General features: G+C 55.9%; 26 protein-coding genes. 22 read left to right on the top strand and 4 right to left on the bottom strand.

Annotation, left to right across the window (positions count from 1 at the left end; genetic code table 11):
- Positions 1-941: 941 nt before the first annotated feature.
- On the bottom strand, positions 942-1112 hold the full coding sequence (locus LT948_RS15610) for a hypothetical protein (RefSeq protein ID WP_153274580.1): 171 nt from the start codon (positions 1110-1112) through the stop codon (positions 942-944).
- A 787-nt stretch (positions 1113-1899) separates the two neighbouring features.
- Between LT948_RS15610 and LT948_RS15605 the strand changes: the two genes are divergently transcribed.
- On the top strand, positions 1900-2298 hold the full coding sequence (locus tag LT948_RS15605; RefSeq protein WP_019484869.1) for a hypothetical protein: 399 nt from the start codon (positions 1900-1902) through the stop codon (positions 2296-2298).
- Positions 2295-2627: a hypothetical protein gene (locus LT948_RS15600; RefSeq protein WP_021018441.1), complete on the top strand. Its 333-nt coding sequence runs from the start codon at positions 2295-2297 to the stop codon at positions 2625-2627. Before LT948_RS15605 ends, LT948_RS15600 begins: the two co-directional genes overlap by 4 nt.
- Here LT948_RS15600 and LT948_RS15595 read toward each other — a convergent pair.
- Complete coding sequence (locus LT948_RS15595) at positions 2624-2902, bottom strand: hypothetical protein (RefSeq protein WP_010792621.1); 279 nt, start codon at positions 2900-2902, stop codon at positions 2624-2626. The two genes, LT948_RS15600 and LT948_RS15595, sit on opposite strands and share 4 nt — an antisense overlap.
- A 188-nt stretch (positions 2903-3090) precedes the next feature.
- Here LT948_RS15595 and LT948_RS15590 point away from each other — a divergent pair, with 188 nt between their 5' ends.
- The 10 genes from LT948_RS15590 (at position 3091) to LT948_RS15545 (ending at position 11097) form a co-directional block, all read left to right on the top strand.
- Positions 3091-3726, top strand: a complete 636-nt coding sequence (locus LT948_RS15590) for a hypothetical protein (RefSeq protein WP_010792620.1) — start codon at positions 3091-3093, stop codon at positions 3724-3726.
- Positions 3723-4085, top strand: a complete 363-nt coding sequence (locus LT948_RS15585; protein ID WP_010792619.1) for a hypothetical protein — start codon at positions 3723-3725, stop codon at positions 4083-4085. Before LT948_RS15590 ends, LT948_RS15585 begins: the two co-directional genes overlap by 4 nt.
- Before the next feature lie 8 nt (positions 4086-4093).
- Positions 4094-4558, top strand: a complete 465-nt coding sequence (locus LT948_RS15580) for a hypothetical protein (RefSeq protein ID WP_010792618.1) — start codon at positions 4094-4096, stop codon at positions 4556-4558.
- Positions 4559-4942: 384 nt separating this feature from the next.
- Entirely contained in the window at positions 4943-5356 is a 414-nt protein-coding gene (locus LT948_RS15575; RefSeq protein WP_038405153.1) for a hypothetical protein, read from the top strand.
- A gap of 147 nt (positions 5357-5503) precedes the next feature.
- On the top strand, positions 5504-7336 hold the full coding sequence (locus tag LT948_RS15570) for a PRTRC system ParB family protein (RefSeq protein ID WP_010792616.1): 1833 nt from the start codon (positions 5504-5506) through the stop codon (positions 7334-7336).
- Positions 7337-7369: 33 nt separating this feature from the next.
- Positions 7370-7864: a PRTRC system protein E gene (locus LT948_RS15565; RefSeq protein WP_010792615.1), complete on the top strand. Its 495-nt coding sequence runs from the start codon at positions 7370-7372 to the stop codon at positions 7862-7864.
- Between the two features lie 11 nt (positions 7865-7875).
- Complete coding sequence (locus LT948_RS15560; protein WP_010792614.1) at positions 7876-8088, top strand: PRTRC system protein C; 213 nt, start codon at positions 7876-7878, stop codon at positions 8086-8088.
- Between the two features lie 105 nt (positions 8089-8193).
- Positions 8194-9570, top strand: a complete 1377-nt coding sequence (locus LT948_RS15555) for a hypothetical protein (protein WP_232197091.1) — start codon at positions 8194-8196, stop codon at positions 9568-9570.
- Positions 9571-9579: 9 nt separating this feature from the next.
- A complete protein-coding gene (locus tag LT948_RS15550; RefSeq protein WP_172688469.1) occupies positions 9580-10272 on the top strand; it encodes a hypothetical protein in 693 nt (230 codons plus the stop codon).
- A 3-nt stretch (positions 10273-10275) separates the two neighbouring features.
- On the top strand, positions 10276-11097 hold the full coding sequence (locus LT948_RS15545) for a PRTRC system ThiF family protein (protein WP_123085492.1): 822 nt from the start codon (positions 10276-10278) through the stop codon (positions 11095-11097).
- Here the strand turns inward: LT948_RS15545 and LT948_RS15540 are convergent.
- Complete coding sequence (locus LT948_RS15540) at positions 11084-11410, bottom strand: hypothetical protein (RefSeq protein ID WP_123085493.1); 327 nt, start codon at positions 11408-11410, stop codon at positions 11084-11086. The genes LT948_RS15545 and LT948_RS15540 overlap by 14 nt on opposite strands.
- Positions 11411-11565: 155 nt before the next feature.
- Between LT948_RS15540 and LT948_RS15535 the strand changes: the two genes are divergently transcribed.
- The 6 genes from LT948_RS15535 to LT948_RS15510 all read left to right on the top strand — a co-directional run bounded on the left by LT948_RS15535 (position 11566) and on the right by LT948_RS15510 (position 17923).
- Positions 11566-12978, top strand: coding sequence for a hypothetical protein (locus tag LT948_RS15535; RefSeq protein ID WP_123085494.1), 1413 nt, complete (start codon positions 11566-11568; stop codon positions 12976-12978).
- A complete protein-coding gene (locus LT948_RS15530) occupies positions 12965-13717 on the top strand; it encodes a hypothetical protein (RefSeq protein WP_232197090.1) in 753 nt (250 codons plus the stop codon). Before LT948_RS15535 ends, LT948_RS15530 begins: the two co-directional genes overlap by 14 nt.
- Positions 13718-13902: 185 nt before the next feature.
- On the top strand, positions 13903-14703 hold the full coding sequence (locus LT948_RS15525) for a hypothetical protein (RefSeq protein WP_057382972.1): 801 nt from the start codon (positions 13903-13905) through the stop codon (positions 14701-14703).
- Between the two features lie 170 nt (positions 14704-14873).
- Entirely contained in the window at positions 14874-15980 is a 1107-nt protein-coding gene (gene dnaN / locus LT948_RS15520; protein ID WP_232197089.1) for a DNA polymerase III subunit beta, read from the top strand.
- 24 nt (positions 15981-16004) lie between these two features.
- Complete coding sequence (locus LT948_RS15515; protein WP_232197088.1) at positions 16005-17573, top strand: sigma factor-like helix-turn-helix DNA-binding protein; 1569 nt, start codon at positions 16005-16007, stop codon at positions 17571-17573.
- Entirely contained in the window at positions 17570-17923 is a 354-nt protein-coding gene (locus tag LT948_RS15510; protein WP_232197087.1) for a hypothetical protein, read from the top strand. Before LT948_RS15515 ends, LT948_RS15510 begins: the two co-directional genes overlap by 4 nt.
- Here the strand turns inward: LT948_RS15510 and LT948_RS15505 are convergent.
- Entirely contained in the window at positions 17890-18351 is a 462-nt protein-coding gene (locus tag LT948_RS15505; protein WP_232197086.1) for a hypothetical protein, read from the bottom strand. The two genes, LT948_RS15510 and LT948_RS15505, sit on opposite strands and share 34 nt — an antisense overlap.
- A 118-nt stretch (positions 18352-18469) precedes the next feature.
- Between LT948_RS15505 and LT948_RS15500 the strand changes: the two genes are divergently transcribed.
- From LT948_RS15500 to recA, 4 genes are all read left to right on the top strand, one after another.
- Complete coding sequence (locus LT948_RS15500) at positions 18470-19015, top strand: hypothetical protein (RefSeq protein WP_232197085.1); 546 nt, start codon at positions 18470-18472, stop codon at positions 19013-19015.
- 83 nt (positions 19016-19098) lie between these two features.
- Positions 19099-20061: a TraU family protein gene (locus LT948_RS15495; RefSeq protein ID WP_079278433.1), complete on the top strand. Its 963-nt coding sequence runs from the start codon at positions 19099-19101 to the stop codon at positions 20059-20061.
- Between the two features lie 62 nt (positions 20062-20123).
- Complete coding sequence (locus LT948_RS15490) at positions 20124-20426, top strand: hypothetical protein (protein ID WP_079743070.1); 303 nt, start codon at positions 20124-20126, stop codon at positions 20424-20426.
- A 37-nt stretch (positions 20427-20463) separates the two neighbouring features.
- Positions 20464-21501, top strand: a complete 1038-nt coding sequence (recA, locus tag LT948_RS15485; RefSeq protein WP_232197084.1) for a recombinase RecA — start codon at positions 20464-20466, stop codon at positions 21499-21501.
- Positions 21502-21532: the final 31 nt, after the last annotated feature.

Here is a 21532-nt window from a genome sequence, read left to right as displayed (position 1 = left end):
GTCCACGTTTCTTCCCCTGGGAACGACCTTCTGGCACCAATTCTTCTCTTAGACAATCTGCCTATCGCTCAGGAGGTAAGTAGATGTCGGCCGCGCCATCCCCCGCACAAACAATTGCTAGTGCTCGTGAATGTGGGGCACTAGCACCTTTAAACCGCAAGAAGATTCGCGCTCAGTTTGGATTGGTGGACGAGGTCACTGCAGACCATGTCCGTAGGGCGACAGCCCTACTGATCGAGCGTATTCAGGACTACTACACAGTTGTCCAGTACACCGGACCAGGCTACGTATATGGCCGCGTGGACAGTGAATGGCCGTCCGCCCTCTACGCAACACCACAGTTCAATTCCATGGAAGGGGAATGGAGCCATAAGGAAATGTCTCCTACTCATCCGACTTGTACCTCAGAGCGGCTGTTCAATGAAGCGGGATGGCTTTGCCTCGACACTGCTTGTCGGGTTGCGGTGTATGAAATGTGCCTAGAGGTCCCTGAGGCCAAGATGGTCTTGGAGCAGGCCCGATATGCAATCCTGAGCATGTGCAATGATCGCGCATTATCAGAGACGGACTGGAGAAGCTCACGACGCAGGATCGGTACCCGAGGCATACGCAAATTGCTCGAGCGATTGGGCTCGGTACTTCACCTCGTCAACATTGGGATAGGGTCAGTCAGACCGGTTGTTATGGCTCCAGGTTCGACGCTTGCCGGTCTCAAACACATTACCGACTGGTCGATGGGTTCTGAGCCAGGTCGAATGACTGGCCACGTTAGTTGGTAGCCAAACCTTAGTGCATCCCTATTGAGGTTTGGAACATGATTCCTCCTTTCTCCCACTCCTGGTTTTGATCCACCATCACTTCCGGACTCATCGAGCACTGAGGTTTAGTCCACGATTGATGTTTGGTCAGCCTTACGGGCCAGCCCCGGGACACACTGAGGTTCACCCCACGATATTGGCCTGGACCCGCGCCAGGCCAACGTCGCACACGAAGGCTCCGTCCATGATTCTGGCCCCGGCCCGCAACCAGCCCCCGGCGTACACCGCGGCTTCGTCCACGATCTGGACCATGACCTGTATCTCGGCCGCCGCCAGCACCGAGGCTTCGCCCATGATCTGGATCTGGGCCCGCGGCCCGGCCAACGGTGCGCACGAAGCTTCCGTCCATGATTCAGGTCCCGGTCAGCCTCCGGCATACACTCAGCCTTCGTCCACGATTTGAGTCATGCCCTTTACCCCTTCCGCCGGCGGCGCCGAGGCTTACCCCACGGTCCAGTACCGGGTATGTAGCTCGATACCCTGCGCTAATGAAGGCTCCTACTACTCAGGTTTCGCCCACGATTCCCCTTCTTTCTCGGCAGCATCACGTATGCAGTAACCAACCGGATAAATTTCCCAGCGTGGGGGCCCACCGAAAGATACTGAGGTTTACTCCACGATCCCCACTGCTCCAGCGATCGATTCCTGATCCGCTCAACCGGGATAATCCGTCCTAACCGGTTTATCCAGTAGTCAGGTTCACTCCACGGTTGTACTGAGGTTTGCTCCACTCAGGGGTTTTATGGGGTACTTATCTACAGGGCTAGGGTCGATAAAGCCGCTCGGCTACTCAGGTTTCCTCCACGTTTCGGGATGGCATAGTCAGGTCTGCTCCACGATTCGATTCTATACAGTGAAGGTTTGGTCCACGATTCTCTTGAGGCCGACCAAGCATAGTGAGGATTGGCTCATGATTCTAGGCAGGTTTGCCTCACGATTCTTCGCTCAACCCCTTGTTTCTAAAGGGATTTACGAGTCTCTCCTATATTCTTCCTTTTTCCTTATATTTCCTTTGTCTTGAGGGTTCTGGCACAAGCAGCATCATGAGGGAATCCACCTACCAATTCAGGAGGTGAACCACATGCCCAACAACAGCCAGAACTCCCTCACCAGCCGGGCAAAGACCTGGCTTTCTGCTCCACGAACTCTCGAGGAAATCCAGGACGCTCATTTGAGGCTGGTCAAGAAAACCCAGAAGGATAAGTCGATCGACCCGCAGGACGGTCGAACAGCTCTCGAGGCACTGATTGAAGGGTACGTGGACGCTGGCGGTGAAATGTTCGATCTGTACCAAGCACCGGAAGAGCACCAGGGTGCCCAAACCGACAAAGCGGCCGTGACGACGGCCTCGGTGATAGATCTGTCCCCGCTTTGTCCTGACGTTCAACCAACTCCACCTTTGACCATGGAGGAGAAAGCCAAGGCAATTCAGAACATCCGAGCAATGCTTGCCCGGCCCAGCCAGGTGTCGCCCCAATGAACGCTCTAGGTCAAGCTCAGCAATGGCTGCAGAGTGAGATGCCATCGCCAGATGAAATCAGGCAATCCATCGACAACCTCTGTCATCAACTCGCAGGTTGCCAAAGTCTCGAAGGACAGAAGGACTTACATGCCGCGATACAATTGCTGATGAAGCAATTCGGGGAGAGTCCTCCAGAGGTGTCACTCCCTGACGTTCCCGCGCCTACAGCTCAGCTCGATATAGGAAATCTCATACCCAATGAAGATGGGGAGGAGGCTTCACTGACCCCTGAAGAACGTCGAGCTCGCTTCAACGCGCTCAAGGATGAGTTGGCAAGACCGTTTTAGGGTACGGCCTGCTTTCGCCCTTTGAGTGGCTCCGCCGGCAAAGCAGGCACCACCTCCGCATCGACGTAAATGTCTGCGTCGAAGAACGCGACGACTTCCTTTAGCTCAGGTGACCGAAGGAGATCCGCTAACCCAGGATGGTTACTCGTGATCGTCTTCCAAGCGTCCTTCCTACGGTTATCGGGTAGTCCTGTAAGGCGCACATACTTCTCTCCAGCTTGCACCGTGGGCACAGAAATCGTCGTGAGCCAGGCCATTTCTTGCGGAGTGCTCATGTCCCCTCCTCTACGGAAAACTCCGACTCTGACAGCCCGTCAGCCGCATTCAAGCCAATCAGCAAGCCTGGATTTCAAGCCCGCGTTTTGGCGTGAATCCATATGCTGGATCGTTAAAATCGTTCTGGTTTCGGAAACCAACAATCCAGGAGCGGGCAATTCCGCCCTGGCACTCGAAAAGGACCACTATGCGAATCATCACGCTCGTTCCTCTCGCTGCTCTGGCCGTAGCCTTGTCGGGTTGCGCTAACAAGGAGTTGCAAGAGACCTCCTACAGTTACGAATCGAAGGCTCACTCCGGGACTGTCCAGGTTGTCGAGCGTACTGATGGTCCTTCGGATCAGTGCCCCAAATTTTGGCGGGATGGGGAGCCGTATCAACCGACCGGGCTGAAGCAAATGACTGGCTTCCGGCTGAAAGTGAATCTCCATAGCGGCTCGGATTCGAGCCACGGTCAGGACCTGGACTTCGTTCTGCCTTCGAACAATGGGCATCAGGTAGTCATGAAAGACTTTCAGAAGGAGCGGTCTTGGCTGCTGGGTGTCGACACAAATGGGCTGGTGAAAACAGGCGAACTTTTCCATTACCCCGAAGGATTCTTCATCCGTGCTGCAAGCCCTCAGATCTCGGACAACACGATCAGCTTCTGCCTCGGGGTGGATCGGATGTACGTACCGCAGGCTGACCTGAACAGCAGCACCAATCCACTGATCCGGTTGGATCGCTTGAATATTCGGTTTGCCGGCGAGAGTGGTGAGGTCGTTCGGTATGACTTCGGGACAGTTGATCCGATTCGGGTGACTGTGTCTGCGGAGGCCCTATGACCCAACTCGCTGCGGCGACAAAGTCGGTTCTGCAATTTGAAGGTAAAGCACTGGCTTGCCCGTTCAGCAAACTGACTGCCAATGAGCTTCTGGAGTACATCCTGGGCTACTACGAGAGTTTGCACCCAAGCTTCATCCGCATCGAGTACCCGGTAGGCAAGGAGGAATTCCTCTACAACATCCTGAAGGATGGCTATGGGTTGGCACCAATTACCAGCTGGGGACCTGCCCAGGTGGAAGTATTGGTGGTCTCAGCCGAAGACCTGAAAGCAACCCCCAAAGACCAGCTGGACCATGACTCGTTCATGGAACAAGCGGCCTGGCGTCTCATCACCCGCACCTTTGCTGAAAAACTGTGAGGACCTCAGTGATCAAGCGACTTCTCCCCTTGCTTCTTGTAATTGCTGGCAGTGCCGAGGCAAGCCAAGCTCAAGTCTCTGTCATCGTGGGTACCAATGAGCCGGAGGTGTTCATTGTGCCGTTCGACGGCCAAGCTCACGAGCTGGACATCCGTGATTCTCATCGCTACCACGCTGCATTTGTCGACCCGGCGACGAAGCGCGAAATCTGCCGTGATGGTGAATACAAGACGGGACTGGTGCTGAAGCTGCGTTCGCTTCCGATCGAAGGAACTGAACAGCCGATCGAGGTGTTGGGGATGGTTTCCGCTCTCAGCGCCATCAATGACGGCGCAAAACTCAAGTGCGGGACCAATCAGGAGGTCAAGCTGACGAACACCGCCTTGTCTGACACTGTTCGGCTGCAGCCCAACAAGACCAAGCCAATGGTCATAGACGGCAAATGGACCGTCTTGCTCAAAATGCAGCGCTGACCTAAACGGGAGGGAATCGAGATGACTTGGAGCTATTTGCGTAGAGACTTCCTCCCTCCCCTGGCCATTTGCACTTTTTGTCGTCGGCCATTGCACAGTGAAAAGGGCATCGTCATCACCGATGAGGTCGGTACCGAAGCTTTCGCTGGCCCCAGCTGCGCTAAGAAGCATCTGGGGCAGCCGGAAGAGCGGCTGCTTGATGTATCGCGCCTGGCCCTACTGGTTGTGGCTGACGAACCAGCGCAGCACAACGAATCGGCCCCAACACCGGCAAGTCCAGCTCCAGAGATAGGGGCTGGAAGTTCACCAACCTCTAGCCCACAACGCCCTCCTCTCCCGCCCATAGACGAGGTAGTGCAATACGTTCGCCTCCGATGTGAAGCAATGAACGGCTTCAAGTTCGCTGTATCGAAGGTGTTGAAGCTGGCTCACGACGAGTACAAACAAAGCGGAGAGATCGAAGATGATCTCCGCAAGCAGATCGGCGGCGCTATGCGTAACGCGGCGGCCAACAAATCGGTCCTGAGCCCAATCAACGTCAAACGCTGCATTGGCCTCAACCACTGGCTTGTGGAGGCGGTTCAGCACACGAATAAGGATCGACGCGAGTTCCTGGAGCAGATGCAAACGCACCTCCACCGTTTCTGGATGCTCACTCCAAAGCAGATGGCCGCGATAAATCGTTGGGGCGAGCACATCCGGAAGCGAATAGACGATTTCCCGCTCCTCGATGAGGAAGCGTTCTCAGGCGTCACCCTTCCCGAGTTCATGCAACGGAATCCATCCAGCCGCCGATAAGTTCAACCCTCCATATCGGTTTGGAAGCGGGGACATCAAAGCCCAAGCCGCTAGGCCCTGCCCTGCGGAAAATAATTGCGGCCCGGTTCTGCCACACACCGATACCCCTGAAAGTTTGCCCATCGCAAACACACAGAGGCACTCACCATGACCGCCGTGATTCAGCACATCCCCACCCAAGACGCAGCCTCCGCAGAACAGGCCGATATGCAGCATGTAGCTGTTGCCCGCATTCGCCGCAACCCTACAGTCGATCCCCGTAAGGGCCGGAACACCGCTCTCTACTCTCAGATCAAAGAGAGCATCCGTCAGCATGGGGTACAGCAGCCGATCATCATCCGCCCGGTTGATGAGCCCGAGTTCGACTATGAGGTAGTCGCAGGCAACACCCGCTGGCAGGCTTCCGTCGATCTGGAACTCCTGACAATCCCAGCGATCATCCGTGACCTCACTGAGGCTCAAGCACGGATCATCGCGGCCATCGAGAACATGCAACGTGCGGATTTGACCCCGATTGAAGAAGCACAGCATGCCGTTGTTGTTCTGGCTGACTGTGGCAACGATCACGCGGAGGTGATGAAGCTGCTTGGCTGGTCCCGTACCCGCCTCGATAGTCGGATCATGCTTTCCCGCGCCTGCCCGGAAGTCCGCGATGCTCTGCTGCAAGGTCAAATTAAGATCGGCCACGCTGAATTGCTGTGCCGTCTGGTGGAAAGCGAGCAGGCGCCCATCCTGGCCAAGATCATCGATCAAAACCTGACGGTTAAAGACACCCAGGACCGTCTCTTTACGATTGCCCGCGATATCTCGTCCGCTCGCTTCGATACCAAGGACTGCGCGTCATGCCGCCACAACTCGGCTGCTTACGTGGACCTGTTCGATACCTCAGTAGCCGGTGCCAAATGCCAGAACGCCACCTGCTGGAATCAGAAAGCTAGCCAACTGATCGAGGTCAAACTCATCGAGGCCCGTGACGAGTTCGGGGTAGTGCATACCGACCTGACACTGCCAAAGGACGGCTATGTCCAACTGGAAGCGAAAGGGCCGAATGGCGTTGGTGATAGCCAGATCACGGCCTGCCTGTCCTGCTCCAACTATGGGGCCGTCGTGAGTACCACAGCGGGTCACGAAGGGACCGTTGCAGGAGGCTACTGCTTCGACCGTAACTGCAACAAGGACATGCGTGAAGCCTACAAGGCCGCACTCGCAGAAGCGGCTGGGCAGCAAAACACCCATGAGCCGGCTAACAATCGCTCGACTGAACCGCTGTCCAAAACTGCCTCGGCCACCACTCCGGCATCGAAACAAGCTGCGGGCAAGAGCAAGGACAAGCCTGCACAACCGCAGGCGTTGAAAAAGTCCATTCGCCGTGAGGCATTCAACCTCTATGGCCAAATGGGTTCCAAGGCAGTTCAAGGCAATCGCAGACTCGCCTTGGCCATCGCCGTCGTCAGCATGTACCTGGAGATGCGCAGCAGCTTGCCTCACGAGCTGGCCAACCGGATCAAGAAGAAGCTGGGCATGCCTGAAGCCATGCTGGACAGCAGCCGCTGCAATGTGGAGGTAGAACTGGCCAAGCTGGAGGAATCAGAGCTGCTGGAGCTGCTGACCAATCTCGCCTCCTGCACCACCTTCCGTAACGATAGCGCCGACTCTTTCGAGAAGTCGCTGCCGGGTAGTCAGTCGATTGCCTACATCAAACATGAAGGCATGCAGCCGGTTGAACATTTCCAGATGAGCGAGAACTACCTCAAATCTCTGGTGAAAGCGGGAATTATCGCGGACTGCAAGCGCTCGGGATTCGAGGCGAAGTACAACGAGGTCCACGGCGACAAGGCTTTCGTCAAGCTCTCGACCGAGAAAACAGACACCCTGATCAAAGCGGTACTGGAATTCAAAGAATTCTCTTGGGCCGGGTATCTCCCCGAAGCATTTGAGATTTCTGTTCAGGCCGGTTCTGGCACACGTCGCTCGGCCTAACAATAACCTCATCGAAACCAAGGAGCCGCTCAAATGAACACCTTCTTCACCGCTATCAGCCAGGCGCTGACCGACAGCAACAAACGCATCAACATCGACGTCTCCGGCCTCGAAGGAGGCCGTGTGAAAGTGGTGCTGAGTGCAAACATCGGCCCCACCCCTGCAAAGGCTTCCGAAGCCGAGATCAAACTGCGCGCAGCCATCGCCAAGCCGATGATGCTGTCGGGCACCCCGGAAGAAGTGGAAACCGCGCTGTTCGAGCGTGTCCGCAGTCATGCGGAAGTAGTGAACCACGGCATGTCCGCCCTGGACGAAATCCGCAAGCTGAGCGAGGCGGCAGTGCAAGCATCGAAGCCTGCTCCTAGCGCACCCACCGCCGCGAAAGGGAACAGCGCTGCAGCAGAGGACGATAGCGACGATTCCGATCTGGAAAGTGGCTCTGAGCCGGCAACCAAGCCGTCCGCCTCCCCAGCTCCGTCCCAAGCGGCGGCTCCCGCCCCCTTCGCCAATCTCGCTGAACGATTCTGAGGAGCGACACGATGAGCATCGCAATCGTCACCCTGGACCGAGTGTTCCGTTATGCCGGGCGCGACTTGGACGATCCCGATCCGAGCATGGAGCCGAGCGACGTGCTGAAGCACTACAGCCGCCAGTTCCCACGACTGGTAGGCGCCAAGATTGTTGAACCTATCTCTGAGGGCGACCGCTATGTCTATGAATTCCGTGAAGCCAGCTTCGGAGACAAGGGTTAAGGACGCCCTCTCCACCCTCATGGCGTGGGCGGACGGAGATTCCTCCGCCCGCTCCGTCCCGACCAACCCCGACCACGATCTATCCAACGAACAGTTGAGGCGGCTATGGGCGCTCTTGAACTCTCCAGCTTCTCCCGGAACTATCAATTCCCAAGTTCCGCGCTGAGCCCTCTGGCTCTCCCGCAGGTCACCACGGCCATGCGGGAGGCCCATAGCCGCGCTTTTGGCGAATACAGCCACCTTGTAGATCGCAAGAGCCATGCTGCCTTCTGTCTTGATGCGCATGAAGGCGGCCTGATCAGTGACAAGGAGTTGGATTGGCTCAACGCCTATCCAAACGACTATGGCTTGCACCTGGTCACCAACGAGGTGATCGGGGCCATTGAATCCCGAATTGGGTTCTCAAAGGTCGGGCTGATTCCTGGAGTCAAGCGACGTACCAAGCTCATTGGAACCCCAGCGTACGAACTCCAACCCGCAGCGCAAACCACGCTGGCGTGCATCGAAGCAGGACTCTTCACTGCTGAGTCGGTAGAGGACTTGGTCGCCCTAGGCCCCAACTGCGCCTACCACCTCATACAGAAGGTGGAACAAAGCCTTGTTGATCTGGCTACAGCCGATTGCCCGGATGTAAAGGATTGGCTCTACCTCGGCGTTCAGGGGGCGAAGTTCATCATCAGCGCCAAGTATTTCAACCGGTACGAGTTGACCTTGCCATCAGAGGATTGCGAGGAATTCCGTCAGGTAGCAGTCTTCCTGTTCAAAGCACTGGACGCCATGTCCACTTACCTTGTTCATTTCCACACGCCTTCCAGCTTCATGGGCGTTTACAGCTACGACAATCATGGGTTGGCGGATGCATATGGTGCGATCAAAGAACGCATTCAGAACTCTTCCCCTGAAGAGTTGACCGCCTATCTGCTGGAGACACCAGAGGAACAATTCCCCTTTGAGGCATGGGCAATGGGGATCGAGGGTGACGACCGCGATGAAGACTTCATCGAGGGGGTCGCGTATCAGTTGAAAGAAATGGACAACCTGACTCGACGCACCCATTTCACCTTGACGCATGGGGAGGACTCCAACCACCCAGTGGAAATTCAAGAGTTGATTGGACAGGTTCAGGACTCCATCAACTCTGGCAGCCCGTTCAAGCCTGTTCTGGAAGTGATCAAGGACGCATTTGAGCTTTGCCATCGGTACGCAGTAGAGGGCAGCCGAGCAATCAGTGAGCACGACCTCCAGGGCTCAGCCGAGGAAGGGGTAGGTGTGTTCGAGACGCTAGTTGTGACGATTCATGGTGAGTACAGCACGCTCGAAGATGAAGCCTGCAACGGATTCGATGACCGGGTGAGCGGTGTGGGCGACCTGCATTTGGCGCTTCCACTGGATGGAGAGCTTCTGGCACAGCAGACCGTGACGATACTGGACAAAACCAAGCAGTGCGTATCGCTGCTCAGCCGCCTTACCCAAGCTCTCTAAGGAACGATCATGCTCAGTGAAAAAGTCGAATGCCGCGCCATGCTCATCCATCGCCACGTCGAAACCCATCGACTTGATATCACCAGCCATGAGGTCTTGCCTCTGGAGGGTGGGAAAACCTTCACCCTTGGTGCTGGCCGAGCCTTTTCGAGCCTGGACAAAGAGGTGTTGATCGACCTCCTTCGGGAAGAAGAACCCAGCATCGAGTTCCTGCCTGAGAACCTGCTGGTGCGGGGCCGCAACAAATTGGTGTGGTACACCGCGCCCCAGGTGCTGGAAATCCCGTTCCGTGGCGAGATTATCAAAGCACCAATCCCCGGCCTCATTTACTTGGCTGGCGGTGTACTGCGCTGCTATGCCTACAAAGGCAAGAGCCGTCCGACGCCGGAAACTGAACTGCACTTCGCTCCGCTGGGCAACACCTATAACAACGGCACATTCTGCTCAGGTAACGTCAATCTGCCGCGAGAAATCCTGATCGAGAACATTCCCATCTGGCAGCGTTTTGTCTTGGAGAGCACGAATACCCACGGCGGAGGGGTTATCCCCCTCAAGGGTATCAAGGACTTCAACGAGTTGGTGCAGTTCTACCGTGACCTTTCAGCCAAGCAAGCGAAGAAGTTCCCTGACCGTTGCCTCAAGCTCACGGAAGTCAAAGGCAAGCCTCTGACCCTCAAAGCAGCAATCAATGGGGAGGGTTGAGTCATGGGAGCCGTTCAGAATTTGATCCCGGAAACCATCAGCTTCAAGACTCCAGACTCATGGCTGTCGAGCGCGCCACGAATTGTCGTCATCGGGGCTGGTGGGAACGGCAGCGAAGTAGTGGATTGCCTCGCCCAGTTCCATCACGCCATGATTTCGCTCGGGCACAAGCATGGCCTGCATGTCACCATCATCGACGACTCCGTTGTACGCGAACCGAATCTTGTACGTCAGCGTTTCTGGCCTTGCGACCTCGGCCAGTACAAAGCAATCAGTCTGGCCAATCGATACAACCTGCTGCTGGGGATGAAATGGGAGGGACTCCCCTATCGCTTCCCCTCTCGCGCAACTGATGACGCTATCGGCAATGCTGATCTCATCATTTCAGCAGTAGACCTACCCTCGGCCCGAGTGGCCATCGGCGCCTGCGAAGCGGTCAAACATAACTGCATGTGGCTCGACCTCGGGAATGGACACCGTCATGGTCAGGTGGTTTTCGGTGGTATCAACAAAGTCATGCGCGACCGATTCCCGAATGTCCTCGACGCCTACCCGGAAATACCCTCGTTGGAAGATGACCACACCAAATCTTGCTCAGCAGCCGAGTCCATTCGTACTCAGGACTGCCTTGTGAACCGTGCGGTGACCACGGCAGGGATGGGCATCGTGTGGGAGCTACTGCGTACTGGTGAAACGTCCAAGCATTGGCTTGTGTTGAACTTGGGCACAGGAGAGCAGATGAGTTACCCCTTCCCTCCTCCTGCGCCGAAACAGCCGAAGGCAACAGGCAAGAAAGGGAAGGTATCGAAACTCAGAAAAGTGTGAGCTGGTTGTGGGAGACATACATGGCCTCCAGCGCAGCCTGTGGTGATACGTCGGCAGGCTGATCCGGGAGCGCGGCAAGTACCCGCTCCCGATATCCTGAGCGCAAATACGCCGTAGTACAGCGAGGGCAGATTGTGAACGTGTGAAGGTGGGGCAGGTCGCCAATGTCCACATAGGCAATCTCAGGGGAACCTGCCAGTTCATCCCCGCAGATTGCAACTGAATTCACCGCAAGCACATCCGCCTGCACCGAGGCAATATGCACTCGGCCATCCAGGCAAACCAGGGCAATGGAACCGCCACCATTCAACACGTGCCACCTCTTTAACTGACTCCTCCCGAGTATATCGAGCAGATTCCAGCATTCCAGCGAAGGCCCTGGTCGGAACCTACTACTCGATGTTGAACCATGGCAGCTGTTCAGGGGCACCTGGCCCCCACTATTAGGGCGAACCAGGTGAAGAACTCATGCCAACCATACACTTCTACGACACAGTCACTGCCGGGCGCTCTCCAACCGAGGGCCAGGTTATTCGCTTTGACTCCGCAGTCTATCCAGCCCGAGGATCGGTAGACCTCTCAACTACCCATATCAAGCTCCGAGACGACGTTTTCCTCGATCCTGATGTTGTGATGAATAGTGACCTGGCCCTACTGGCGTTCGACCAGGGTTGCAGCGAAGTAGAGTGGGCCAGAAGGGTCTTCGCGGAATTCACCCGACCGAACACTCTCCATATAGCCTTTGGATCAACGACAAGGCACGATCCATTCATTCGAGCTTCGTTTTACCGGAATCTTCTCCCGTACCCCTGCCTGGGCGTACCTGATACTGCCCACTTCCTCGATCTGGATGTCCTACTTCGAGCAATCCTCCTGATCCGACCAGGAGAATGCCCTTGGAATGTTGAGACGCTTACTGGTGGAGCTGGCGGCCTCTACCAGTTTCTCATGTGGGATGCGGGATTCGGCAGTGAGAACCGGGCACTTCGGGTCAAAGAGGTTCTTTCCAAAATCTCGGAATCGAGCCCAAAGCTTCTCCGCCACGCCGTCACAGTCAGCTCACCGTCCCAGATCAAGGCACTCTTGGGCCTTGATGGGGGGGAAGTCTGGGACCTGCGGAGTGTGAAGCCTGTGGTGATGGTACATCCCACGCTCCCCGATAATCGTGGAGCAATCCTCGCTATGCCAGTAGCAGCTGACGTGAGTTATCCCGACCTGATTTGCATGGTGGACTTAGAGGCTGACCTTTCAAGCTTATGCTCAGACTCCACGGAGTCACTACAGCATTTGTCTAGGGCAAACAAAGGGGACCGCTCCGCGCCGCTTTTCCACATCAGTATGTCCCGAATCCCCTTCGTGGCCCCGCTGAGCGCAATTCAACCGGATGATGCTAAGCGCCTGGGCATCAATGTCTCCGCAGTGAAGGCGAACATCCAGCGCCTGACATCAGCGAAACACCTGGTGGGCAGATTGCGGGATGAACCGGTGCTGCAGCTAAACGCTCAGCCCGCAGACGTTGACCACCGAATGTGGGCGGGTGATTTCCCTTCAACTGACCTCGACCTAATGCGCCAGCTGCATTCTTCGGGGTTCAAATCCTGGCAGGACCTCCTCTTAACTGGCACTGACCGCCGACTTCGGGATCTCGGTAACCGGATGCTTGGTAGATACCTGCCTGATGCCTTATCGCCTAGCGACCGAGGAGTATGGCTGCGGCATGTGGATCAGAGAGTCCGGGGAGATTTCAGCGGTTCGTTTCGGCTGGAACAGCTCATGGAACGAGCGGAGGATATGTGTCAGCAGTACCCGACGGCAGCAGGTGTCCAAGGCTTTCGGGAACGACTTCATCGTTTGAAGGGGATGATCAATGATGGATTTTGAAACACCGCCAGTCTTCGACCCATACGAGCACAGACCGTTTCAAGGTTATATGTGCAGCGACGGACGGCAGGTGGAGACCTATCTCTCCCTCATGCACTTCATTGAGGCAGAGAAATTCCGCGGTTTGGACGAGGGCTACCGTCGATACATTCTGAGTATCGAGGACCGCGATGACTTCATCCTCGAAACAGCAGGAATCACCCAAGGTGTCCGCCGACCGGACTGGGATGAGATCAAAGCACCAATGGTCCGCGCAGGGCTCTGGATGCAACTGGTACAGCACAAAGATGCAATGGCGCCGCTCATAACACATCCAGGATGTGAGTGCCCTGTGGGCCTGGTGAATGAGGCGATTCAAGAGATATACGAGCGGCTTCATTCTGGCGATCCATTGCGAAAAGTCTTGCTCGCCGGGGACGACTCGCCTGATGCCTTGAAGAGTTCTGCTTTCGACGAGGTCCTTGATCACATCTTCAACGTGCGACAGCCTGACGAAGTCATCGTCTCGGCTGATGGCGGGGTATCCATGCGATCCGCTGCTTATGCGGCACGACGCTACATTCCGCTGCGGTTTCTTCCTCGGGTTCAAAGTGCAGGAGAGTTTGCGAAGAACGCGATCAGCCAGGCCACCCATGTCTTTCTTCTGGGCACCAATGGCCAAGCTTCCTTTGCTCAAGCAGCATACGATTTAGCATGCGAAACTGGTCTTGTTGCCCACCAGGTCGAGCTGCCAGCGTGAAGGTGTGGAATCTGGGAGTCATACTGTTCCCCATTCTCATGGGAGGGTGCGCGGTTGAACAACCTCGTTGGGTGACGGATAGGCCCGCTGCGTACTGTTACAAAACTGCTGACAAGGTATGTCTCACGGACCTGATTTCGGCCCACCTACAGAAAGCTCCTAGCGGAGCGGTTCGTGATGACGCTATGTGGAGAGCAGCTGCTGCGGTTCGAATTGCAGGAGCTCAGTTCCCAGAGGCTCTGAAATCGCTTCAATCCTCAGTAGAGGCGTTTTCCTGCACTGCCAAAGGGTTCTACTGGGAAGAAGCCTCCGCAGCAGTCCAAGAAGCTCAGCAGGGCCGATTTCGGAATGCACTATCCGCCGCCCAACAGATCGATGGTAAGGACGCCCGTACCTATGCCCTTTCGCTGATCGTGCAGATCTCTTCCGAGGCAAAGGATGACAAAGCCCTTGGTCAAGCCCTGGATGTATTAAGCAAAGACGATGAGCGAGCTTACATGGATGCTTTGCTTCTTCGCCTGCAGGTGTTACTCGCTCAGGGCGATCTGGAGCGATCCTCGGCTCTCCAGAACCACCTTCTTGCTTTTTTCGCCAAAGACCCAGAGACAGGGGTTGAACCAGCTACAGAAATGGCAATCACCTATCTGGCGCAGGGGTTAAAACTCGATGCTCGGGATTTCCTGGTCAGGGCCGCTGATGGGATTCCAGGGGTGAGGTCTGCGGACAACCTGAAGCTGTTCAATCTTGTCGGCCAGGTCATCGATGGGTACCGCCCCATACCCGATGACTTCTACCAGTTCAGCTCTGATTCGGCACGTTTGCGGGCTTATCTGGTGGTGGCGCGGTACTACCGAAACACCGGGAATCGGGCGATGGTCACTTCTATGCTGGTCGACGCATCTCGCTTCACCCAAAAGGCAAGTTTCAAAGCCAATCGCACCGAGGTCGCAAGCCGGTTAGCTGACTTCCTCCGCGATTCGCACTAGACCTTTTTCCCCAGGAATTGTGCATAACTCGGCGGATAACTCTCTGTATTCCAGTCCGTAGCTGGCCTCTACACGTATGGACGTTTTTCAGCCAGAAAGGACATGCTGTACAGGTTCTGGCACAGCCGCGCATCGCCGTAAATGGGAGCATCTTTCAGAAGGAGACTCCCATGAAGTTCACTGTCCAGGCTGCACCTTTAGCTGCCATTCTCAAACAGTGCGGTCGTGTCGCATCTAAGAAGGCCGGCGATATCAACGGCAATTTCCTGATCGATGTTCAGGATGGCCACCTCAATGTAACGGCGAACAATGGCCACCAGCAGATGAGCCTTCACCTGCAGGACCCAAGCCTGATCGTTCGTGAAGCGGGCTCCGTCTGCATCTCGGCATCCAAATTCGAACAGATCGTTTCCTCTCTTCCCGTAGATCGTGATGTGACTGTATCCGTGGGCGAGGAGAAAGCCACTGTCACCTGTGGACGTTCACGATTCAGCATCGCCACCCTACCTGCGTCCTCTTTCCCCAAGGCTTTGCATTCCGATGGCCAGGTCCAAACGGCACTGACTATCGAGTCGCATTCCTTGAGGGACGGCATCCGAGGTATCGCATTTTGCGTTGCGCGGAACGATGTGCGTCAGTACCTGAACGGGCTGCTGTTCGAGGCCTCGGAAGGGAAGCTGACGCTCGTGGGCACCGACGGACACAGAATGGGCATGGTAGAACTCCAGATCGAGAAAAGCTCATCCATGAAGTTCATTCTGCCTGTCGCCTGCCTTGAGGACGTTGCCAGCTTTGCCAGCCACGGCTACGTCACCATAACCCACTCTGGCAATCTGGTCAGTTTTACCGCAGTCAATGGGACCATGACCTCCCGCCTTGTCGACGGGGCCTTTCCTAACTACTGCGCTCTCATTGAGCGTGCAGAGACTGGTCAACTGATCAACTTGAACCGTGATGCGATCACGAGCGCTGTTGCTCGTGTCAGTCTCCTCTCAGATGCTAAGTCCCAGGCAGTCCGCCTCAAGTTTGGCCAACAAACGGTCGAGGTCGTCTCTGTATCGAATGATGCCCTTTCAGAAGCCGAAGACCTGCTGCCGTGTGACTTCGATGCGGCCCCTTTCGATGTTGGGTTCAACAGTCGCTACGCACAGGAAGCTTTTAAAGCTGTATCCAGCACCGACCTGCAGCTTTTTTATTCCGGCCCTGCTTCTGGCACGCTCATCAAGGCCAAAGACTGCCCCCATCAGAAATTCGTACTCATGCCGGTTCGCCTGTAAGGCGGACCTCTGAAGGGGCAAGAAATGAGCCACACCGACCGCTCTAACCTGACTGAAGGCACCAACACTAAGCTCGATTGCCGCATAGTCAACCAGGAGGCCCGTAAGGGCTTCCTGTTGCCTAACTCACTCCCGGCCCTGCCTTCTTTGGAAGGCCCCAAGGCTTTGCTTTCTCTGAGCCAGGAACAGTCCCTGGGCTACCGCATCATTCTTGGCCAACTCAGCCTGCTGAAAGCAATATCGAGCGACACCAGCATTCTCCAAGGGCTGGTGACCGACATTTGGAACTCCATTGGGGAGAACGATAGCGTCGATAAGGCCGCCGCACTGATCTTCCAGGACGGAGCATGGGTTCGCGCGGGCTCAATTCCTGACAGTGAGTTTGCATCCATTCTTCGCAAGAAACTGAACACCATCCAGACCCTGATTGCGGAACTGAAAGCGTTCGCTCTCCCCGGCTTCGAGGACAATCTGTTCGTGGCAGCTGTCCGAGACGAAATCCAGAAGAAGGTTCTGGAGATCCTGCCCTACGACATCATCCTGAACCGCGCGGCCGGAGAATTCCGAACCAAGTGCAAGGACCTGTCCAGCCTCTGCAAAGGCTTGGTGAAGTACATCTCAGAGGAAGTTCGCCTTTCTCGTTCCAAGGTCGCAAGAATCATCAACGGGAAGTGGACGTCACCCAAGCTGATGCCTGGTCTGATGCTCTCTGGGGGCTACGAGTTGAAACTATATCCTCAGAGAGAGTTGCGCCGGCTGCGCCAAGAGATCGTTGAAAAGCAGCGGGACATCCTTTCTGCGGCGTCGACTGCAGATATGCCGGCCGAGCAACTGCTGGCCGCCTTGGAGGGATTCAACTCTGCCGAGCGGGTTGTTCACGAGACCGTAGGGTTCTTTGCCAATGCGAATATGCGCCTGGTTGACCAGATCGTTTCTGGGTATCGCTTTGCCACAGACCTCGAGCAAGTCCGTTCGGCAGCTCAACTGGGCCTCGTGAGAAGCATCTACCGGTACGCACCGGAGATGGGCTTCAAATTTTCGACCCTGGGCATGACTTGGATTCGTCAAACGATCCTGCGTGACCTCACCCAACAGGAGCTGATCCGTTTGCCCGAAGGATCACATGGAGCCTTGAGCAAGCTTACAGCTGCTCTGAAGGAGCAACCGAATGCATCCAAAAAGCACCTGAGCAAGGTTTGTGGACTCTCGATGGATGACGTCGAGAATCTCCTCTACTTCGTGGGTGTAGGAAAGCCCATGTCTATTGACTCCACCTTCCAGGAGAGTGGCAGTTCAGAGGCGGAGGGGATGCACGATCTGCTCGCGGACTCGAACAACAGCTTTGTTGAGGAGGTGATGGAGGAGGATGCCGCCGGCTACATAACTGAGGTGCTCGGGGACGTTCTCAACCAGCGGGAACTGCAGGTAGTGGTTGCACGCTATGGAATTGGAGGAGCGGAAGCCCAGACTCTTGCGACCCTCTCCGAGATCATGGGTGTTTCGAAGGAGCGGGTACGTCAGATCGAATGTGAGGCCCTGAAAAAGCTGAGAGAAAGTGAGCACGCAGAATGTCTGCTGGAGATTTTGGAATGAGTAATTTGAGCCTGCCTCTGTACGGTGCTGAGATCGAGGCTTTTGGAGTTCTTGGCACCTTCATCGGCGCTGACTTGATGGATGATGGCGATGTCCACTTCACTCTGAAAATGCCGGAATCCAATGTGCGATTGGCCCACAGTTACGCGGTGGCCGAAGATCAGTTCTGCCTAGTCGTGGGAGCAAGTCTGATCCAGGTGTCGAAGAAGAACTGCGTATGGCGCAGCTCACCAGGCTTTGATGTGACGGATGATGAAGGATTCGTTGCGTTTCGAGTTGATCGGCATGTACGAGCGGCAGTAACGGTAATGAAATTTCAACGAGCCATCTCTCGTCTCAATAGGATCTGAGCTCGATCGCGTTGCCTTACCGATGCGGTATCCATCTCAAGGACGAGCTTGGCGTACTCGGCCACACCTTCGAAGTCACCGACAATCAGTAGCTGGTCTGCTAGCTGGAGGTTCATAGCTGCATCATCACAATCCACCTCCGGCCTGGTGACGAGTACGGGCTCTTCCACACGTACTTCCGCTTTCGCCAGTTCGATCACCCGTTCAGGCTCTGTAGGTGAAGTCTGAATCGGCGTAGCAGATACATGGGGAACCATGTTGATTTTCGGCTTTGCTGGAAGTGTTTCGTCCAGATGGTGGTTACTGCTATGCGCTTCTTCGCCAGCTGAAGCCTTCCCCGCGGCACTATTCAGTCGACCGATCCATAGGGCGGCTATGGCACCGAGAAGAAGCACTGATCCGATGACGCCCAAAATCTGAGATTCCACGTTTCTATCCTCATTTTCCTTGTCCTAATAGTGTCTCGAGGGTGCCTCTTTTTCGGTCACGCTGGTGGCACACCTGAACATCTCCAAAATGCGCATCATCAGCCACAGGAGTAGTTCTATGCGTGACAACGACGATGCGTTTCAGACAATCGAGGTACCGGTAAACCTCAACGGAACGGTGAAGGTGCGTGTGCCCAGTCACTGCCATCCAGAGGAAGTGGAAAAGCTGGCGCTGGAGCAGTTCAAAGCTCGACTCAACCAGCCAGTGACTTTTGGTGAGTCTGGCTACTGCTCCTATGAATTCCGCGGAGAGGCATGGAGCACCAGAGGCCAGGCCCGGGTAGGGAATCTTGAATTTGAGGTTCGCCATGACATGGCCTTGAACGTCTCTGGGGCCATGGTTGCTCTGGCACCTGCGGCAGGACAATTCGGGGCTGACAGGCTCCGAGCTCGACTCACTGCCTACGTATCCCGGGAAGCGGTCTACATCACGGGTCGTAAACCTGGTACCGACCTAGAGCATGTAATGGTGATGGTCGACATCCAGGACGGAGAGCCGACGGTGAACGTGATGTCGCCAGACGGCGATGACCAGTTTGACTCTGACGGAAGCATGCCGATGGTCAGTGTGGGCTTCCCGGGTATGTGCTGGAACCTCAACTGAGGGGCACTCCCAACCCACTATTAGACCAAACCCTTGTTCTGTAGGTGAATGAATTGGAAGTCTCCCGTCGACGCTTCGTGAAGATGTCGGCTGCAGCTAGCGCTGCAGCCGCCATTGGGTTTGGGGTGAAAACTCAGGAAGCAGCCGCGATGAGTGCCAGCATCGCCACTCTTCTTTTCATCGACCCCATCACCCTCGAGTACAAAATTTTCGGGCCTTGCTGCCATTTCTGCCCAGACCATCTGATCGTCTCTCATTACCAGCCAGTAGCGTTGGTGGAGGTGATCAAAGGCGGGGGAGATACGGTACTCGGCCAACCCATTGGTGGCCCACTCAGTGTGGGAACGGACAACAACGATTACACTTCGATGGCAGTCCGTATCTGGCAATTGCCGGACTGGGCGATCGACATCGCAATGGGCTATCAGTCGTGCAAGCTTTGTGGTGTTGATGCTGCGCGCACCACTAACTTTTCCCTGACCTCTAAATTCGACATGTGCGGAGCAGTGGCCAACCCTATCGTGTCAAAGGGCGTCAGTGCGTTCAATTCAGCCCTGCCGAACTGCTTCCCGAAGCTGCTCTACAGCACCGAGTTCGACCCGACATGGAACACCGGATGTCGGGACATTGCAGCAGCAGAAGCCATTGCGGGAGTAATTTGCAATCCGCTCACTGGCTCATTCTCCATTCCTGGAATGGAAATCTGCATCGGACAGTGGGGTGGTCTATATCCCCGACAAATGGCTTCCCATAACGACAACGCGGCGATCGCTGCCGGGATTGCCGCTTACCGAGCAATCCACCTCAGCGGCTTCACAATCGGCACCTTCCCCTTCAGCGCGGCACTCTCTGTTGGGAAGCTGCAGCAAACTCAACCCTGGCCAACCGTCGGCTTTAAGGCCGGCAGCGCTCTCCTGGACACAGCCATGAGGCTATACCCCGTCTCCCTTGAGGAGCTGTATGCCTTCGTGTGGTGGACTCCTGTGGTCTGCTGCAAGGAGTACGAAGAGATCATGGGGGTTTGCTCCCCAACAATCTGCGGTTGAGGTGCTTCTGCCACATCCAGATATCCATAGATTGGTCTCAAGTGCCACATGAGGACCAATCTATGGACAGCTTCCAAATCACCACCTCTCCCCTTCTTCGCCAGTTCGCAACACGCCTCGACCCACAGACCATCCAGGTAACGACCAAGCTGGGCGTGGCGACGATTATTCGCGCTGATTTCGATCCAGTGTCCTTCCCAGCAGATGAAGATCTGCAGGAGGACTTTTTGCGCGATCTGATCAACCGGGCAAACCCTGGAGCTCTTGAGCTGCTCAATCAATCACTCGGCAAATGCCTTGGTGATCAAGCCAAAGCAATTCGACAAGTCTTGGGTTCTGGCACATCTGAAACCGGCCGAAATTGATCTCACGCATCCCGCGTCCACAGAACGGAGAAATTCCATGAATGAGCAACGTAACAAGGCCCTTCAGGCGGCTCTGGGCCAGATCGAAAAACAATTCGGCAAGGGCGCTGTAATGCGCATGGGCGACCACGAGCGCCAGACCATTCCGGCAATCCCAACCGGCTCCATGGGGTTGGATATCGCCTTGGGCATCGGGGGCCTGCCGAAAGGTCGGATCGTAGAGATCTACGGCCCGGAATCCTCGGGCAAGACCACCCTGACCCTGTCGGTCATCGCCGAAGCCCAGCGGCAGGGCGCCACCTGCGCCTTCGTCGACGCCGAGCACGCGCTGGACCCCGATTACGCCGGCAAGCTGGGCGTCAACGTTGACGACCTGCTGGTCTCGCAGCCGGACACTGGCGAGCAGGCCCTGGAAATTACCGACATGCTGGTGCGTTCCAACGCGGTGGACGTGATCATCGTCGACTCCGTGGCGGCGCTGGTGCCCAAGGCCGAGATCGAAGGCGAGATGGGCGATGCCCACGTCGGCCTTGCGGCCCGCCTGATGTCCCAGGCGCTGCGCAAGATCACCGGCAACATCAAGAACGCCAACTGCCTGGTCATCTTCATCAACCAGATCCGCATGAAGATCGGCGTGATGTTTGGCAACCCGGAAACCACCACCGGTGGTAACGCCCTGAAGTTCTATGCCTCTGTGCGCCTGGACATTCGTCGTACCGGATCGGTGAAAGATGGCGATGAGCAGATCGGGAACGAAACCCGGGTGAAGGTGGTGAAGAACAAAGTCTCTCCACCATTCCGCCAGGCTGAATTCCAAATCCTCTATGGGAAGGGGATCAACAAGCTCGGTGAGATTGTTGATCTTGGGGTAGCTGGTGGCTTGATCGAGAAGTCGGGGGCTTGGTACAGCTACGCAGGTCAGAAGATCGGCCAAGGCAAGGCGAATGCCTGCCAGTATCTGCAGGAGAATTCCGCGGTCAGCGATGAGATCGAGGCGAAGCTCCGCAGCCAGAAGATCACCGGTGTTGCGGTGATCACCGACTCTCCTGGTGATGACGATCAAGAGGTTGCATAGACCAACTGAAAAGGCCGCCAATTGGGGCGGC

It is taken from the genome of Pseudomonas sp. CP-1 (assembly GCF_021213715.1).
In the GTDB taxonomy this organism is placed as follows: domain Bacteria; phylum Pseudomonadota; class Gammaproteobacteria; order Pseudomonadales; family Pseudomonadaceae; genus Pseudomonas; species Pseudomonas aeruginosa.
This window is presented reverse-complemented; position numbering and strand designations above follow the sequence as displayed.

What these genes read in the sequence shown, in the direction of transcription:
- LT948_RS15610 (WP_153274580.1), bottom strand. Translation starts at nt 1,112, where the DNA reads ATGGGCGAAGCCTCGGTGCTGGCGGCGGCCGAGATACAGGTCATGGTC.
- LT948_RS15605 (WP_019484869.1), top strand. Translation starts at nt 1,900, where the DNA reads ATGCCCAACAACAGCCAGAACTCCCTCACCAGCCGGGCAAAGACCTGG.
- LT948_RS15600 (WP_021018441.1), top strand. Translation starts at nt 2,295, where the DNA reads ATGAACGCTCTAGGTCAAGCTCAGCAATGGCTGCAGAGTGAGATGCCA.
- LT948_RS15595 (WP_010792621.1), bottom strand. Translation starts at nt 2,902, where the DNA reads ATGAGCACTCCGCAAGAAATGGCCTGGCTCACGACGATTTCTGTGCCC.
- LT948_RS15590 (WP_010792620.1), top strand. Translation starts at nt 3,091, where the DNA reads ATGCGAATCATCACGCTCGTTCCTCTCGCTGCTCTGGCCGTAGCCTTG.
- LT948_RS15585 (WP_010792619.1), top strand. Translation starts at nt 3,723, where the DNA reads ATGACCCAACTCGCTGCGGCGACAAAGTCGGTTCTGCAATTTGAAGGT.
- LT948_RS15575 (WP_038405153.1), top strand. Translation starts at nt 4,943, where the DNA reads ATGAACGGCTTCAAGTTCGCTGTATCGAAGGTGTTGAAGCTGGCTCAC.
- LT948_RS15570 (WP_010792616.1), top strand. Translation starts at nt 5,504, where the DNA reads ATGACCGCCGTGATTCAGCACATCCCCACCCAAGACGCAGCCTCCGCA.
- LT948_RS15565 (WP_010792615.1), top strand. Translation starts at nt 7,370, where the DNA reads ATGAACACCTTCTTCACCGCTATCAGCCAGGCGCTGACCGACAGCAAC.
- LT948_RS15560 (WP_010792614.1), top strand. Translation starts at nt 7,876, where the DNA reads ATGAGCATCGCAATCGTCACCCTGGACCGAGTGTTCCGTTATGCCGGG.
- LT948_RS15555 (WP_232197091.1), top strand. Translation starts at nt 8,194, where the DNA reads ATGGGCGCTCTTGAACTCTCCAGCTTCTCCCGGAACTATCAATTCCCA.
- LT948_RS15550 (WP_172688469.1), top strand. Translation starts at nt 9,580, where the DNA reads ATGCTCAGTGAAAAAGTCGAATGCCGCGCCATGCTCATCCATCGCCAC.
- LT948_RS15545 (WP_123085492.1), top strand. Translation starts at nt 10,276, where the DNA reads ATGGGAGCCGTTCAGAATTTGATCCCGGAAACCATCAGCTTCAAGACT.
- LT948_RS15535 (WP_123085494.1), top strand. Translation starts at nt 11,566, where the DNA reads ATGCCAACCATACACTTCTACGACACAGTCACTGCCGGGCGCTCTCCA.
- LT948_RS15530 (WP_232197090.1), top strand. Translation starts at nt 12,965, where the DNA reads ATGATGGATTTTGAAACACCGCCAGTCTTCGACCCATACGAGCACAGA.
- LT948_RS15525 (WP_057382972.1), top strand. Translation starts at nt 13,903, where the DNA reads ATGTGGAGAGCAGCTGCTGCGGTTCGAATTGCAGGAGCTCAGTTCCCA.
- dnaN (WP_232197089.1), top strand. Translation starts at nt 14,874, where the DNA reads ATGAAGTTCACTGTCCAGGCTGCACCTTTAGCTGCCATTCTCAAACAG.
- LT948_RS15515 (WP_232197088.1), top strand. Translation starts at nt 16,005, where the DNA reads ATGAGCCACACCGACCGCTCTAACCTGACTGAAGGCACCAACACTAAG.
- LT948_RS15510 (WP_232197087.1), top strand. Translation starts at nt 17,570, where the DNA reads ATGAGTAATTTGAGCCTGCCTCTGTACGGTGCTGAGATCGAGGCTTTT.
- LT948_RS15500 (WP_232197085.1), top strand. Translation starts at nt 18,470, where the DNA reads ATGCGTGACAACGACGATGCGTTTCAGACAATCGAGGTACCGGTAAAC.
- LT948_RS15495 (WP_079278433.1), top strand. Translation starts at nt 19,099, where the DNA reads ATGTCGGCTGCAGCTAGCGCTGCAGCCGCCATTGGGTTTGGGGTGAAA.
- LT948_RS15490 (WP_079743070.1), top strand. Translation starts at nt 20,124, where the DNA reads ATGGACAGCTTCCAAATCACCACCTCTCCCCTTCTTCGCCAGTTCGCA.
- recA (WP_232197084.1), top strand. Translation starts at nt 20,464, where the DNA reads ATGAATGAGCAACGTAACAAGGCCCTTCAGGCGGCTCTGGGCCAGATC.